At 61.6% G+C, this 14,962-nt stretch carries 15 protein-coding genes; all 15 read left to right on the top strand.

From position 1 onward, the window contains the following. The first annotated feature begins 1 nt into the window (after window position 1). The 15 genes from C489_RS05620 to C489_RS05545 all read left to right on the top strand — a co-directional run bounded on the left by C489_RS05620 (window position 2) and on the right by C489_RS05545 (window position 14,920). A complete protein-coding gene (locus C489_RS05620) occupies window positions 2-2,638 on the top strand; it encodes a hypothetical protein (RefSeq protein ID WP_006430204.1) in 2,637 nt (878 codons plus the stop codon). Further along, on the top strand, window positions 2,635-4,203 hold the full coding sequence (locus tag C489_RS05615) for a S8 family peptidase (protein ID WP_006430203.1): 1,569 nt from the start codon (window positions 2,635-2,637) through the stop codon (window positions 4,201-4,203). The genes C489_RS05620 and C489_RS05615 overlap by 4 nt, the downstream gene beginning before the upstream one ends. Before the next feature lie 2 nt (window positions 4,204-4,205). After that, complete coding sequence (locus C489_RS05610; RefSeq protein ID WP_006430202.1) at window positions 4,206-4,988, top strand: twin-arginine translocation signal domain-containing protein; 783 nt, start codon at window positions 4,206-4,208, stop codon at window positions 4,986-4,988. Window positions 4,989-5,148: 160 nt separating this feature from the next. Continuing rightward, entirely contained in the window at window positions 5,149-6,129 is a 981-nt protein-coding gene (locus tag C489_RS05605) for a homing endonuclease associated repeat-containing protein (RefSeq protein WP_006430201.1), read from the top strand. Window positions 6,130-6,319: 190 nt separating this feature from the next. After that, window positions 6,320-7,279, top strand: coding sequence for a hypothetical protein (locus C489_RS05600; protein ID WP_006430200.1), 960 nt, complete (start codon window positions 6,320-6,322; stop codon window positions 7,277-7,279). 14 nt (window positions 7,280-7,293) lie between these two features. Next, the gene (locus C489_RS05595; protein WP_006430199.1) at window positions 7,294-8,967 is read left to right on the top strand and encodes a hypothetical protein; all 1,674 of its coding nucleotides are present in this window, start codon (window positions 7,294-7,296) and stop codon (window positions 8,965-8,967) included. A gap of 85 nt (window positions 8,968-9,052) precedes the next feature. Beyond that, window positions 9,053-9,220: a twin-arginine translocase TatA/TatE family subunit gene (locus C489_RS05590; RefSeq protein WP_006430198.1), complete on the top strand. Its 168-nt coding sequence runs from the start codon at window positions 9,053-9,055 to the stop codon at window positions 9,218-9,220. A gap of 16 nt (window positions 9,221-9,236) precedes the next feature. Further along, window positions 9,237-10,001 (top strand): FkbM family methyltransferase, encoded by a 765-nt coding sequence (locus C489_RS05585; protein WP_006430197.1) that lies wholly within the window; start codon window positions 9,237-9,239, stop codon window positions 9,999-10,001. A 125-nt stretch (window positions 10,002-10,126) separates the two neighbouring features. Continuing rightward, window positions 10,127-11,242 (top strand): hypothetical protein, encoded by a 1,116-nt coding sequence (locus C489_RS05580; RefSeq protein ID WP_193364773.1) that lies wholly within the window; start codon window positions 10,127-10,129, stop codon window positions 11,240-11,242. Between the two features lie 88 nt (window positions 11,243-11,330). Then, entirely contained in the window at window positions 11,331-11,573 is a 243-nt protein-coding gene (locus C489_RS05575) for a hypothetical protein (RefSeq protein ID WP_006430195.1), read from the top strand. A gap of 189 nt (window positions 11,574-11,762) precedes the next feature. Then, a complete protein-coding gene (locus C489_RS22540; protein WP_239642035.1) occupies window positions 11,763-12,473 on the top strand; it encodes a hypothetical protein in 711 nt (236 codons plus the stop codon). 216 nt (window positions 12,474-12,689) lie between these two features. After that, the gene (locus C489_RS05560; protein WP_006430192.1) at window positions 12,690-13,040 is read left to right on the top strand and encodes a hypothetical protein; all 351 of its coding nucleotides are present in this window, start codon (window positions 12,690-12,692) and stop codon (window positions 13,038-13,040) included. A gap of 2 nt (window positions 13,041-13,042) precedes the next feature. Next, window positions 13,043-14,320: a hypothetical protein gene (locus C489_RS05555; RefSeq protein WP_152423108.1), complete on the top strand. Its 1,278-nt coding sequence runs from the start codon at window positions 13,043-13,045 to the stop codon at window positions 14,318-14,320. Then, entirely contained in the window at window positions 14,317-14,613 is a 297-nt protein-coding gene (locus tag C489_RS05550) for a hypothetical protein (protein WP_006430190.1), read from the top strand. Before C489_RS05555 ends, C489_RS05550 begins: the two co-directional genes overlap by 4 nt. Beyond that, window positions 14,606-14,920 carry a hypothetical protein gene (locus C489_RS05545; protein WP_006430189.1) on the top strand — a complete coding sequence of 105 codons (315 nt, stop codon included), beginning with the start codon at window positions 14,606-14,608 and terminating at the stop codon, window positions 14,918-14,920. The genes C489_RS05550 and C489_RS05545 overlap by 8 nt, the downstream gene beginning before the upstream one ends. Window positions 14,921-14,962 lie beyond the last annotated feature (42 nt).

The raw sequence follows: 14,962 nt of genomic DNA, 5'->3' as shown, positions 1-14,962 counted from the left end.
TGTGGATGATACCTTTTCGCCAGTTACCGTCGCCCAGTCTATAACGACAGGGGGCAGCACGTCCGAACCAATCACCGGCCAAGTCACCGATCAACACGGCGACCCAGTTGAAAACGCCACACTGGTCTCTCACTCGATAACGGAACCGGCACTCGACAAATCCGACGCCAAATCACTCAAACGCCAAGCCGAGGACCTCCAGTCCGAACTCACCGACCCACTCCCCGACGAGTGGCAGTCGTTCGAAGACCAGTTCCAAACTGGTAACGGCTTACTCGACACCGAAAAGTTCGCTGATGGGATCGACGGCACCTACGCGGTTGCACACACGGAAAGCGACTGGAGTGAGGGCCGAACTGGCTATCTCAAATCCGAAGTCGATGATCCGCGAATCACGCTCCCGTCGAACGAACAGGTTATCATCTCGCTGTGGGACGCGACCGAAGAGCCGACTGGCCTCGTCAGTAGCGAAGGCCCGGTCGATAGCTCGATCGACCCCGGCCAACTGACCGAGGGCACGGTCGTCATCGAACAACTCTCGCCGACCAGCGAGGTCGTCGACAAACGCACGATCGAGACCCAAGTCGAATTCGAGACGAATGTCGCGTTCAACCGCGGCGGCGAGGAATACGAGGCCGTCCGCACGTCGCTCCCGACGGGCGTCTATCGGATCTACCCCGAAGACAACCCGTCGGCGGTGACTACTGTCACGGTTGGCTCGCCAAGCGATATCTCGAGCGCGTGGGAAGAGGACCTCCGCAACGAGAAAGACCAACTCACCCAGCGCGCCGAGCGCATTCGGAACCTCCTCTCGCAGGACCACGTCGCCCGGAGCACGGTTCGGACGAACGAAACCGGCCACTTCAGCGTCGACGTACCGTCAAACGCCGTCAAAACTGACCTCCGGGCGATGAAAGGCGATGGGTCGCTCGAGGACCTGTCCGATCCGTCAATCGAGGACCTCCGCGAGATCCAATCCGGGGGCTACAACGGCACGTTCTATCTTCCAGATCCGAGCGGCACGAGCGTCGAGCCGCCAGCCGAAAACGTCACCGTGACGACCTACCGCTCGCCGGAAGTGCCGTTCTCCAACATGGAGTCCTTCGCCGACTTGCAGGCGTTCTTAGAAGAACAACGCCTCAACGAGACAGTCGATGAACTCCGCTCGGAGTACGACGAGCGCTTCGAAGAGATGGAGCGCTCGAGCCTCGAGCGGATCTATTCCGACCACAAGACGCTGACCGAAACGGTCCCGGGCGCGGAAGATCGCTACCTCGAGCGGAGCGACTTCGAGGAGGTCCAAGCCGCCGAAGACCTCTCCTCCGAGGAACTGCCCCGCGAGACTTCCCACATGCAGGTCGCGCTGGCGGGCATCGGGGAGATCGAACCACCCGACCTCGGCGGCGAGAACCCCGCAGAGATATCGGATGGACTGTTTAACGCCGAGTACCCACTCCCCGATGGTATCGATAGCGACACCATCGCACTAGAGGCCCACTATCCGAATGGTAGTTCCGAGTCGATCGGCGAGGACTACTGGTCGATCGGCTCCAGTGGTGTCCCCGGACTCGGCGGCCAAACACTCTCTGTCTCTGACTATCCGATTCCCGAGGACACGCCGGGTGTCGAACTCCGTGTCCGCGCTGCGAGCAGCGACGGCGGGCTGATCGGTGGCGGGACTGATGGCATTCTCGACGATCGGGTGAGCGCGACCAACCCCACGTTCGGCGGTTCGACTCCCCAGATTAACGCGGTGGACTTCTCGACGCTGGCACCCGGCCCGAGCGAACAGGTCTCCGTCGGGATTTCGCCGACCGACGATACCGGCTACGATAGTCTCGTCAGCGCCGAGGCGTGGAACGACGACGGTGAGCCGATCACCGCGACCGTCGATTCCGAGCGTGACCGCGCCTCGTTCGAAACTGACGGCGAGGGCACGCACAGCGTCCGATTGACCTATACAAACCAGCAAGGCGACCAGTTCGTGGTCAGCGAGCGCATCGACGCGAAACAACAGTCCCGCTCCGATCCGGCGACGGTCCGGGCCAGTGGCTCGCCACAGTCGATGACCGGCGTCTACGCAGTCACGGGCGAACAACTCGAGAGTGCGCGTCTCGAGTCCAACGGTGGCACACTCTCGGTTGATGTGATCGCCGACGATTCCGATGGCCCGGGCGAACTGAACATCAAACCGAGCAACGCCATGCAGGGAACGACCCACACGATCGACGTGGAGGTCGTGCATGGCAGTTCGGAAACTGCTGTCCAGTCCAATATTCCGACGAACGTTCACCTGACATCGCCACGGTCTCAAGCCCTTTACTGGCGGTCCTCGCCCGGATTTGGAGGGGCACCGATTACGCACGAGGGTGAGACCCGATATGGCTCGGTCGAGAAACCGTCGGAGGGCAAACACGTGATCCGAACGTACACCGAGCCTGACGGCAGCGTTACGATTTCTACTGTGGAATCGGCTGGCTACGTTGACCGCGCGAGCCACCAAGCCTCGCAGTGGGTCGGCAACGTCCCGTTCGTCGGGTCGCTCGTTCCGTTCGGCTCCGCAATCCCATCGGGCGAGTTCGTCGGTGTGCTTGGACTCGCCGGCATCGCCGTCCACCGACGGAGGTACGCACAATGACCGACGACAGACCCCGACAGACGAGACGCGAACACCTGTATAGTATCGGCGCGGGCGCGAGCACGCTGACGCTGGCGTCACTCGCGCCGACGACCGACCCCGGCCTGCTCGGCTGGTCGGCCCCCGACGGTGCGGTCTCGCACAGCGACGACCGCTTTAGCTGGATTATCCCCGTCGAGGGCGAGGACGCGAGCGCACGCGCGGACAATCTCGATGCACTCGAGGACGAACTCGGGAGCTACGACACCACGTCCATACTCGGCGATCGCCGCCACGACGCCGCGGGCACGCTTTCCGCCGTTGCCCCAGTCGATGCAATCGGGGCGCGAACCCGCGACCGGTTGCTCGGCGAGCGCGGCATCGCTGCCCTGGAGTACATCGACACGAGCGGTATCGAGATCAATCGCACGGTCACGCTCGCCGAGCCACTCACGCCCGAAAGCAGCGACGCATGGCAAGACTTCGGCGCGCTCGAATCGACAATCCTCTCGGCGGTCGGCGGCGGCGTGCCCCAACCCGACGGGGTCGCGTTCGACAGCGACATGGAACAGACGGCGATGCAGGCCGCTCGGGAAGCGACCGCCGCGACCAGCGCCGACACCACGCTGCCGGATACCTCATCGGTGACCGTCGCGGTCGCCGATACCGGTGTCACCAACGCCGCCTATCTCGACGACGCCGACGGCAACTCGCGGTTGCTCGCCGACTCGACGAATTTCACCGCCGACGGCGACCCGACCGGCCGGGATGCCGTCGCGGACGGCAACGGCCACGGCTCGTGGTGTGCGGCCTGTCTTGCCGCTCGCACGCCGAGTGATGCCACACTCGAGGGCTTTCTCCCGGCGGCGTCTGTCCTCGGGCTCAAGGCACTGGACGACGAGGGCAGCGGGTCACTCGACAATATCGCGGCGGCGATTCGGGCGGCTGGCGACGCGGGCGTGGACGTGCTCAACCTCTCACTCGGAAGCCCGCAGTACAGCACGTCGATCGCCAACGCCCTCGAGTACGCCGTCTCGGAGGGTGTGATTCCCGTGGCGGCAAATGGGAACGACAGGCAGGCAACTCGATGGGTTAGCCCCCCCGCCTCGAGCGAGCACACAATCGCCGTCGGTGCGACGACAGTCGATCCACCAAGCGAGGCCCTGAGCGCCTACTACAGCAACATCGGCCCGCACAACGGCGTGACCGACGGCTCCGGCGGCCAGACCCAAGGCGCGATGCCTGACGTGGCCGCGCCCGGCTGTACGCTCGAGGCCGCAGGTGAGGGCGCGAAAACCGGCACCTCGATGGCCGGACCGGTTGCGGCTGGCGTGATCGGGCTCTACGTCGCCGACTCTGGGGAAACGGACCTCGAGACGGTGCGCGACGAACTCCAGCGGACCGCCGAACCCATCCCGAAGGCGGCCACCGAGGAGGTCGGCCACGGGATGCCAAACGCCGCGAACCTGCTCGCGGGCACCGAACCCGACGAGGACCAAGAATCGGCCGAGACCGACGAGGCGGCCGCCCGCGGCGGGGCTTACGACGCCATGTCTGGCTCGTGGCTCTTCCGACAGGTGTCCTAATCATGACACGACTCTCGAGACGCCAGTTCCTCACCGGAGCGACGGCCACGGCCGCGACGATCGCCGTCCCGGGACTGGCGTCGGCCGCGACGCCACCGGACTGGTCGCCCGATCATATCACATCGGTCGGCGACGACCTCGCGGAGTTACGCAAATACGAGCCGTATCTGGACATCGCGTGGACCGACCAACGCCAACTCATCGGGATTTACGGCTGGTACGCAGATAGCGAGGAACACGACACACGCGCGTACTACTATTGGTGCAAGTATTCGAAGCAGGATTCACTGTCCGACAGTATCCCGGTATTCGGCCCGCTACTCGCCGCTGACTCCCACTTTCAGGATCACGAGCCCGCGCTCGTACTGGCGGATAGGGATACGGGCGAGGTGCAAACAGTCCTGTATTCAGGCTACCATCATTTCGCCGTCGAGCTGTCCGGCGACGAAATCACACTCGTCCAAGACGAAACCGACCAACCGACCCATCCCTCGCTCGAAGTCGCAAGCCCGCACCACCACTACCGCCACCAACGCGATGAAACACGCGGCGTGCCCGCACATACGATTTCGGGCGCTGAATTCGGGAGTTTTCTGGATAAGCAGTCACAGTGGGAGCAAAACGGCGTGTTCAAGTCCTCGAATAACACGGCCATTTTCGACCCCTATTCAGTGTCTGAGCTTGGGACGTGGTGGGACAAATCTACGATCGACTACCAGTTCGCGAGGATTCGACTACTCCTAAACTGGCGCGACCAAGGCCACGACGAACTGGTAGGTGAGTAACAATGAAGGTAAAAACCGACCACGGGGCCTCTGGAAAGAGTGGTGGATTAGGACCGGCAATTCCGCCGACTCGGACCGTGAAATGCCTGAAAACCTCCGATACGGAGCAAAACAACTATACGGAATGACACCGTATAGATTATGTACGGTTTCGTGTCTTATGCCAGAGAAAATATCCGAGAAAGACCTTCTCGAGGAACTTCGCCGGTTGGCCGACGATTTGGGGCGGGCACCCAAATCAACCGAAATGACCGAGGACGGTGCGTACAGCACCACGGTGTATGCAACACGGTTCGGGTCGTGGGAAGGCGCACTCAATGAGATCGGCAGATCCACAGATGAGTACGAAAAATCGCCCTCGTTTCGGTATACAGACGAGGAGCTACTGGACCAACTCCGAGAGGTGGCCGACGAGATCGGGAAGCCACCCACGGCGGTCGAATTTGACGACCATTCTGACTCAAGCCGGACGACCTATCAAAATCGGTTCGGGTCATGGAACGCGGCACTGCAAGAGGCGGGACTTGACATCAATAGGACGCACGGTGAGAAGGAATCTGTCCCTTGTGACCATTGTGGGTCGCCTGTTGAACGAACGCAGGGACAACTCGAGAGGCTTGACCACGTCTTCTGTGACGGCGAGTGCATGGGGAAGTGGGAATCCGAGCAGTATTCGGGTGAAGGAAATCCGAGGTACGTCAAGTACGAAAAGGACTGCGTTAACTGCGGCGAGCCCGTTCTCCGAGCGCCGTGGATACACCGGGCGAGTGAGCGCACGTTCTGTGACTCACAATGCCAGGGCGAGTGGGTCCGTGAAACTGGCTTCATGAGCGGCGAGAACAGTCCTCTCTGGAAGGGTGGCGGTGGGCGAGAATATGGCGCGGACTGGATTTATATACGCAAAGACATCCTTGAGCGAGACGACTACCAGTGTCTCGCTTGTGGCTTAACCGAGGATGAACACCAAGAGGAATTTGGGACATCTCTCAATGTTCACCACAGAAACCCTGTCCGCAACTACGAAGAACCAGAGGATGCTCACGACCCAGAGAACTTAGTCACGCTCTGCCGATCGTGCCATAGCACGTGGGAACGACTCCCGGTACAGTTCGAAGCGCCGGAGCAAGCGGCAAGCGACTAACAGACAATCATGTTCTCGAGAGACCGACCCCGACGAGCCATAGCGCCGACCCGCATCCGCGTGGTCTTGAACTGGCGCGATGGCGGCGAGGACCTGATTACGGAGGACTAACCATGCCACCACCGCCAGAACCCCCACCCGACGACCGACCGACGACTCGCAGACCGACTGACCGAATTCTTCGATACACATGACACGCGCATTCATCCCACTCCCCGAGAGCGCCGCGATAACCGATATCCCGGAGGGCGGCACACTCAGGTCCAACAGCGACGACCTGCACGCCCCCGAGACGCTGCGGGTGACGAACACGGGCGTCGCCTTCGGCCCGGTCCATCTGGGCTTTCCGGCAGGTGGGTTGCTCAATTTAGAGCGCATGACCTTCCTCCCCGGCGAGGGCGAAGACAACTCCGATGGCCTGCTTGCAGTCACCGCCGCTGGCGGCGCTGGCGTTGCGAGCACCCGCGGCGAGGACACAGACACATCCCACACCCGCCGAGGCTTGCTCACCTTCCTCGGGGCGTTGCTGGCCGCGGCGGCGGTCGCCGACCCGGCCAGCGCCCAAGACGAGGACGAGCTGGTCACGCTGAATATCGCCGAATTCGAGATCGCTGAACCCATCGATACGCCGGTTTCGGTGGCGGTACTGGATACCGTCGATGCGGTACTCCCGACGACCGCCGAAATCCTGATTGACCAATCCGAGGCTCGCGTCGGCGAAATCGCCGATGGGGGCGAATCGGTGGTCCTCAACCAAGAGCCGGGCACGGTCTCGATTTACGTCCGCGACACGCGGGGCCGGATCGCCCAACTACTCGCGTGGGCGAAGTCGTTTCTCCCGGAGGATACCTCGCTGACCTATATGCGCGAGTTAGAGCAACCGGCCAGCGAGTACGAGACCGATTCGTTCGTCCGGCTCTCCTCACATCCGGCGATCGTCGAACCGGTCCGAGAGAGCAACGGCGACCGAACCGTGCTCACGATCGGGAACACCGAGATTCCACACGGCGACGGCGATACCGATAGCGAGGCTGGCGTCTGGAACCTCCTTGACGATGCATTGGTCTACGAGGCCGGCGAGAACCCGCCGGCAGCGACCGAGTGGACGATTGAAACGCGCCTGTCGGCGTGGCAGGCGTTCCGAGCGTAAGAGGGATTCAAGACATGGCTACAAACCCAAACATCACGGTACTGGACAAGGACGGCAACCCGATCGACGACCGGCAAATCGAAGTGAACGGACTCCTTCCCGGCGAAGGCGGCGGGGGCGAGAGCTACTGGCTACTCGACAATGGGACGCTGGTTCCCGAAGGCAGCGTCTCGGAGGTTGACCTCTCCAATATCGTCGCACAGGTCGCCGAACCGACGGCCGATTCTCACGCCGCCCGCAAGACTGATGTCGATGCGGTCGGCGACCAAGTCAACAATCTCTCGGCCGGTGATGTCGGCGCGATTCCGACCGACGAGAAAGGCACGGCAAGCGGTGTTGCGACGCTGGATTCCAACGGCGATCTGGATACCGGACAGGTCCCGTCGATCGTGATTACGGATGTCTACGTAATCCAGACTGAAAGCGAACTCACCGGCCTCGATGCGAATCAGGGCGACGTGGGGATCGCGACCGACGTACAGGGCAGTTGGATCTTGGCAACCGACGACCCCTCGGTGGCGGACAACTGGAAGGAACTGAAAACCGACGCGCCACCGGTCCAAGACGTGTTCGGGCGCACCGGGAGTATTACGGCCCAAAGCGGGGACTACGACCTCTCACAAATCGATAGCGTCGATGTCTCGGCGATGCTCGAGGGCACGATCGGCAACCGGCCGGTGGCCGGGACGGCCGGTCGGTGGTACCATGCGACCGACCAAGCAATCATGTACCGCGACGACGGCGCGTCGTGGACGGCGATCGCCGGCACCGGACAGGCTGGCGAACGTGTCCCGAACACGTCATATTACGACGCGATCGACGCGAACAGTGGGACGTTCGGATCGCTCAGTACAGAAAAAGGACAGTTCGAAGACGCCGACGGAAACGTTGCTGGTGCGTTCGAAGTCTTTGATTTGTCAACTTACTCTGACGGCGGCTACGGACTCAAGTGGACTCCAGATAGTTCACACGGCCTGTCGCCAATTGTCCTCGGGCACAACGGAGGGATTGCACACGTCCACGACGGTACGTTCTACGAGATGCTGAAACTGTTCGACGGCGGCGATGGGTCGAACAAGTTCATCGGACTCGAGAACGAGATTCCGGGCGGCAACCTCGCTATTGAATCGCAGGACGGTGGGCAGGTCTATATTCAGACAGGCGTTTCAGACGATAAGCAACCCCGATTCATCGTTAATGATCCGGGTACTTCGACGGACACTATTTCGACAAACGATTGGGCTCGGTTCCTCGCCCTAAACCACCTCATCTTTGGCGATGGGATAGAGCTTCGGTATAGTAATCCCACCGACGGGGAAGTGAAACGTGTCTATCAGGACACCGACTCGCAAAGAGTTACCTACGACTATCGTGCTGGATACAATCCACGATGGCAAGTAGCGGGTTCCGATCATCTTGCGTTCGGCACTCCATACTATTCCAGCAACTCTCACGTTCAGTTCTTCGAGAACACTGACAAGCGCGGAAATGTAGATCGGCAGAGCGGAGGGACAGAGTACCAACAGCGAGCGAAACCGACGACAGATGAGATTAACGGTGGTGATGGGATGGACTACGTATCTGACGGGAGTGATGGCTACAACGCAGGAAGTAAAGTGTTTGCGTGGAACGACGGCGGGACTATCAAAACGTCACTCATCGTCGACAGTGCGAATATGACCGCCTAAATCGCTCACTGCTGACCTGTAGTTACCGGCCCGTCCAACCAACTCACACCTGAAACAAAGTCTACCAGAACCCAAACCAATAGCCATGCTTGGACCTCCCGAACTCGCACTGATACTCGCGATCGGCATCTTGCTATTCGGCGCGTCGAAAATCCCCGAACTCGCCCACTCGAGCGGCGAGGCGATGGCCGAATTCAAACGCGGCCGGCAGACGACCGAGCAGGAACTCGAAGACCTGCGTGACCAACACTAACCCGACCAATTCATCCATGCCAGTAACACTCCCCATAGCCACGCGACTCGCCGAGTTGTACCGAACCGGCGGCACGAACGAACTCGCCCGCGGCATCGGCGATTGGGCGGCCACCCATCGAACGGCGGATCTCATCACGCGACTGTTTGACGCCGCCACACTGACCATCGACAGCGCCGCGGTCAAACTCCATATCACCGAACGCGAGGACGTGTTCCGTGCCCGCGGCCACGGCGAGCGGGACGTGCTCGAGACGTTCGTGGGCGCGCTCGAGTCTGACGACGTAGTGTGGGACATCGGCGCGAACATCGGGACCTACGCGCTGCTTGCGGCGCAGTGTGGCGCTCAAGTCCACGCCTTCGAACCCGGCGACAACGCCCGCGACCGCCTCCGAGCGAACGCCGCCCTGAACGACCTTGCCCCGACGATCCACGACTACGCACTCGCAGACGAGGACGGCACGGCGACACTCTCACACGAGTCCCGATCGGGCGTCCGCGAGCTGACCGACGGCGCGGGCGACCCAGTCCAAACCCGCCGGGGCGACGGGCTGGAGTTACCGAGCCCCGATATCGTCAAGATCGACGTTGAGGGCGCGGAGTTGGCGGTGCTTGAGGGGCTCGGTGACCGGCTCCGAGACTGTCGGCGCTGTTTCGTGGAGGTCCACGACGCGGCCGACCAACAGGCGGTGACCGAACGCCTCGAGCGCCGGGGCTTCGAGGTCTCTGCACCCTTCGAGCGACGGATCTTGCAAGCCGAACGGGAGGAAAGAGACCGATGACACCGACTCAAATCAGAGGGATACCGCCCCCAGTGGTTCCACCTCCGACGAAACCACCACCCGATACCCCTACCCGGGAGGACAGCGGTACCGACCGACAACCAACCACTTCATTCAACACTTCAATGCAATTCAACCGATCCACAGTCACGACGCTGCTTATGGTCGCGCTGGTCGCCCTCGCGGGCGTCGCCGGCTTCGCAGGCAGCGCAGCCGCAACGACCCATACGACCACGCTGGCCGGCGACGGCACCGACACCGTCGCGGACTTCAACGCCTCAGACGACGAGTATCTCGAAACCGATATCTCGAGTGACGGCACCGACTTCGCAACTGACGGGACATCCACCGCCAAGATGAACATCAGTCTCGACGGCACCGATTACGCCCAACTCGAGACGGCGATCACCGACGACACGACGGCAAGCCAGACCCTCAATCTCTCGGAGGGCGAACTCGACGACCTTCCGGGTGACGCTGGCGAAACCGTCACGGTCAACGTGACGACGTGGGGGACCGACGGCAACGGGAGCGTGACGACAGCCGAATCGACGTTCGCCGTCGATATCACGTTCCAGAACTCCTACGCGGTCGCGAGTGTTGACGACTCGAGCGCCACGATCGAAGAGGCCGACGGCCCCGGATTCTTCTCGACGAGTACCATCACGTCGCTGTGGTCCTCGAGTAGCGACGACCCCGCGGACCTGCACACCTACGAATCGACCGTCGGCATCGACGGTTCGAACACGACCGTCACGGTCCTCGACGAGACGACCAACGGCAGCGATGCCTACTCCGAATCGATCCGCGACGATATCGAGTCCGGCGACGTGATCTACGGCGCATCGGTCGGCGTCAACGGCACGCCAGTCAAAGCGTTCTACGACGAGGTTGACACCGACAAGATTGCCGACGGCGACACCTACGCCGTCTACGACTCGAGTAACAATGTGTGGACAGTCCATACGGGCGACGCCCAAGACGGCGCGACCGAGATGGATGTCTACCTCTCGAGTCAGTCCTACACGAGCGTCGATAGCTTCGACAGTTCGGCGGTCAACGACCTGTTCGTCGGCGACCTCGATATGGGCGTGTCCAGCCTTGTCAGCAACTTCGGCTTTGGATCGCTGTCCACGTTCAGCGTGCTCGAGGCACTCGGCGTCGGCATGATCGCGCCCGCGGGCGGCGCGTCACTGGCTGGTCTCGCGCTGGTCGCGGGCCGCAAACGACTCGGCGCGTAAGCGCACTGACGCACTGTTTTTCGACTAGCAGACCCGTCACTGGTAGGTCTATCATGGCTGGCGGTTCGACTCCGCCGACGGGTCCTTTATGGCAACCAGATCCGGCCACCACGACCACAACCCAGCACAGACTGACGCCCACGAGACGCTTGCGTGGACGTTCATCTTGACGCTCTCGCTCTGTAGTGGCGCGCTCCTCGTTGTGAGCGCGTTTCAGGGCTGGGGGATCGGCATTCAGGGAGTCACCAACCCGGCCGCGAACGCACTCGCTGGCGTTGCAATCCCGACCTTCGCGTTCGGGGCGTTCGCCCGTGAAATCGACCTCGTATAGGACCGACCTGCGGCCCGCGACCGGGATGGTTCCATTCGAGGACAGGGTTCGATTCCCTTCGGTCGTATGCCCGGCACGCACCGGGCAACTGAGGGTAGCATTTGCGGGGCGCTTTCCACGCCCCGTAGTCCTCACGCGTACCCTCTCGCCTCCCGCCACTCTCACCCCACCCTTTCAATACGATCACCCATGACAACTCCAGACCAACAGACCAGACGGCGATTCCTTCGGCGCTCCGGCGCGGCACTGACCGTGGCCGGCGGCGCTGGACTCGCATCGACGAGCGCAGCGGCACAATCGGACACGCAGAGCCCGCCACAGGGCTTACTCGCGAACGGCCTCAACGTCGAGGGCGGCGACAGACAGGCGTTTTTCACTGGGTTCATGTCGTCGCTCATGCCAGCGACGAGCCCAGTGCCCGACGCGAAGACGCTGGCCGACCGGATGCGAAACGAGTTCATGACCAACTCCGAGCACTGGGTGACTTACGGCAACTGGCTCATTTCCGAGTACGACGACGTAGAACCGCTCGGGACGGTCACCCTCGGCGTCGACGTGGTCGTCCCGAGATACTGGCCAAACGAGGACGAGAGCGTCGAGACGATGGTCAAAGCCGAGTACGATACCGAACTCGGCGAGTACACCGACCTCGGCTGGTGGATCGAAACGCCAGACGAGCCCGATTATCAGGTCGAAATCCGAGACAAAGCCGCTCGGAACGCGGCCGACGAACTCCAAGAGTACCGCCGGGAGTATATCGACGAGGAGGGCGACAACCACTCACTCCCCGACGAATCCTACGTATCGGAACTCTCCGGGACGTACGCGACCCATCTCCGATTCGGCGAGGACTCGAAACACATCCTGCAACTACTCGTCGGCGATACGGGTGGGATCTAACCTCGAGTGCCATGATCCGAGGTGACGACGACCGGAAACGCGACCGGAACGGCCGCTTTTCCCGGTACGACTCGAGAAAGCAACGCGATCGCGGGAAGCGAGCCCACGAGAACTGGTTGCAGACCAAATTCCGCCGGTTCCGATCGTTCCTCGGCGGGCTGATCCCCGGCCGTGGACGGAATCGGAGCGGCCCGCGGAAATAGAGGTGACAACACAATGGGAATCATCAAAAACGCACGACAGTACATCGGCGATCAATCGTTCGACGACTTTCTGCCCGACTGGTTTCTCGACTTAACAATTCGAGCACTCCCGCGGGCTTTCGGCTTCGGAACGCCAGAGGAACAGGTGACGAGTTCGATCATCCTTATCGGGTGGTCGATCGCGACGAGTCTGTTCACGGGCGGCGTGACGGCTGTGTTCGTCCTGTTCTGGCTGTTCTGGCTAAGTATCGGCGTCCTCCGCTGGAGTGACTGGTTCGGGGACAAGTTCGACAGTGCGCGCTCGAGCATCATCCCCGGCATGGGCTCGAGCGGTCGCTACCGAGTCCGACGTGGTGATGAGTAATCATGGCCCGGAAAGGTAGCGGGAGCGGCCCCCGAGGCCGCGGCAAACGCACAGACTTCATGAACGCACTCCGGCGGGGCGAACGAACGATTTTCGTCGCCGTCTCGAAGGTAATCGTGCTGGTCCTATTCATTCTGCTTGCTGGTATCTCGGCGGCCCGCGGCTCGCCGATCGTGGCGTCACTGGCTGGCGTCGGCGTCTTTGTTGTCGCCGCGGTGTTGCTCCCGGTCGATGCACTCCGGGACACCCTCGAATGGTTTACCAGCGGCAAGGCTGGTGAGTGGGCCTATGGCGGCTACCTTCGGATCATGCCCGGCCGATCATCCGACGACCGGCGCGGACGCGGACAGGCCACGCTCTCGCGGCTCCTCGCGCTTGCACTCACCGTCGCACTCGTCTCGAGTCTCCTCATGACCGGCATCGGGGCCGCCCAAGAGGACAGTGACGACCGGCAGTGTGCGACCGTAGTTCACGATGGTTATCTCGACGACGAGTCCTACGTAAGCGAGTTCGACGAGACCGCGAGCATCCAGTCTGACACCGAAAACATCCGCACGTCACTCGAGCAAACGGACGCGTTCGTGCGTCTGAAAGCCGAGAATCCAAACGCCTACTGTGTTGATATGACCGTCAAGGTCCACCCGGATATTATCACGCCAGCGGACGTGGGCGAACTCTCGGATACTGACGGCGACGTAGAATCGACGTGGCGAAACACCCACGATTTCGACCGCGACCAGTCCTACACCGAGATTACGTTTCGCATGGAGCCCGAATCCGAAGTGACGTTCGCGCCGAACCGGGTGCGTGTCCTCGGGGTCGCCTGGAAAGACAGCGCGACCGATCCGAGCGGGATTTTCGACCGGGTCAAATCCACACTCGGTGAGGCCGATCTCGAGCAACGAACCTACACGTTCAACTCGAGTGAGGGCGCGATCCAAACCGTTCCGCTCCAGAACGACGACGGCAAGTCGATCGACGAGTGGCAAGCGTCCTACCGCGTCGGTGACGGCAAGTGGCGACCGATTACGACCGACAGTTCGGACCCGGCGTTCTATCGAACCGTCGATAGCGGCGAGGCAGTGCAGTTCCACTTCGACACGGACACCTACGACGGTGGCGAGGTCGAAGTCGAGTTCGTCGCGAACCCGAACGGGGTCGATAAGGCCACTCACAACTACCGCAGCTACCGGACGAGTTGGTCTGACGTATTCAACTTCAACTTCGATTTCCTTTCGACGGTTTCGGTGACGGCTCCGGCAGCGGAGGTGAGCCGATGAACCTCGCACAGTGGATTACGGCCGTCCTCGTGATAGTTGTCCTCGGTGTGAGTCTGTTGAATCCCGGCGGGTGGATCATTGCCCTGCTAATCGTGGTCGCGATCCTGCTCTTCTATGCTGGAATCGAGTTCATCCCGGAGTACCTTCTTGTCACGAATCAGGGGAAAAATGCCCGCAAGGACAAGCGCCGAAAACGCCGGTCGCGTGGCCTGAACCCGTTTAGTCGCAGTTCGAAGCGCGAATCAAACAGTCACCAGTCACAGACCCAAACCGAGGGCGGTCGCGATGAGTGAAGTCGCAATCGTCGGGGCCGTCGCCGTCGGGAGTATCCTGCTCGCGTGGCTGTTGAGTCTGCGCTACCACAACGAGTCACGCCAAATCGAGAGTGCAGTCCGTATCCCGTTCAACCTCGCATGGATTCTCTCGGGCTTTTTCGTGCTCCTCGGTGGCTACTACAAGACCGGCGCGGCGCTGTTGATCCTCTGGGGGTATTTCTTCTTCAGTAACGCTCGCCGCGTCCGCGAGGGCGAGATCGACGCCAGCCCCGGCGGGTGGCGCAAACGGGCTGGCAACTGGAACCCCTACAACCGCTCAGACTAACGATTTCGTTTTCGTCAGCGTTTATAAATCGACCCAAGAGCA

Source organism: Natrinema versiforme JCM 10478, from assembly GCF_000337195.1.
Classification (GTDB): Archaea; Halobacteriota; Halobacteria; order Halobacteriales; family Natrialbaceae; genus Natrinema; species Natrinema versiforme.
This window is presented reverse-complemented; position numbering and strand designations above follow the sequence as displayed.

Coding starts and splice junctions, on each gene's coding strand:
- C489_RS05600 (WP_006430200.1), top strand. CDS start 6,320: ATGACACGCGCATTCATCCCACTCCCCGAGAGCGCCGCGATAACCGAT.
- C489_RS05605 (WP_006430201.1), top strand. CDS start 5,149: ATGCCAGAGAAAATATCCGAGAAAGACCTTCTCGAGGAACTTCGCCGG.
- C489_RS05580 (WP_193364773.1), top strand. CDS start 10,127: ATGCAATTCAACCGATCCACAGTCACGACGCTGCTTATGGTCGCGCTG.
- C489_RS05585 (WP_006430197.1), top strand. CDS start 9,237: ATGCCAGTAACACTCCCCATAGCCACGCGACTCGCCGAGTTGTACCGA.
- C489_RS05595 (WP_006430199.1), top strand. CDS start 7,294: ATGGCTACAAACCCAAACATCACGGTACTGGACAAGGACGGCAACCCG.
- C489_RS05575 (WP_006430195.1), top strand. CDS start 11,331: ATGGCAACCAGATCCGGCCACCACGACCACAACCCAGCACAGACTGAC.
- C489_RS05590 (WP_006430198.1), top strand. CDS start 9,053: ATGCTTGGACCTCCCGAACTCGCACTGATACTCGCGATCGGCATCTTG.
- C489_RS05550 (WP_006430190.1), top strand. CDS start 14,317: ATGAACCTCGCACAGTGGATTACGGCCGTCCTCGTGATAGTTGTCCTC.
- C489_RS05560 (WP_006430192.1), top strand. CDS start 12,690: ATGGGAATCATCAAAAACGCACGACAGTACATCGGCGATCAATCGTTC.
- C489_RS05555 (WP_152423108.1), top strand. CDS start 13,043: ATGGCCCGGAAAGGTAGCGGGAGCGGCCCCCGAGGCCGCGGCAAACGC.
- C489_RS05615 (WP_006430203.1), top strand. CDS start 2,635: ATGACCGACGACAGACCCCGACAGACGAGACGCGAACACCTGTATAGT.
- C489_RS05610 (WP_006430202.1), top strand. CDS start 4,206: ATGACACGACTCTCGAGACGCCAGTTCCTCACCGGAGCGACGGCCACG.
- C489_RS05545 (WP_006430189.1), top strand. CDS start 14,606: ATGAGTGAAGTCGCAATCGTCGGGGCCGTCGCCGTCGGGAGTATCCTG.
- C489_RS22540 (WP_239642035.1), top strand. CDS start 11,763: ATGACAACTCCAGACCAACAGACCAGACGGCGATTCCTTCGGCGCTCC.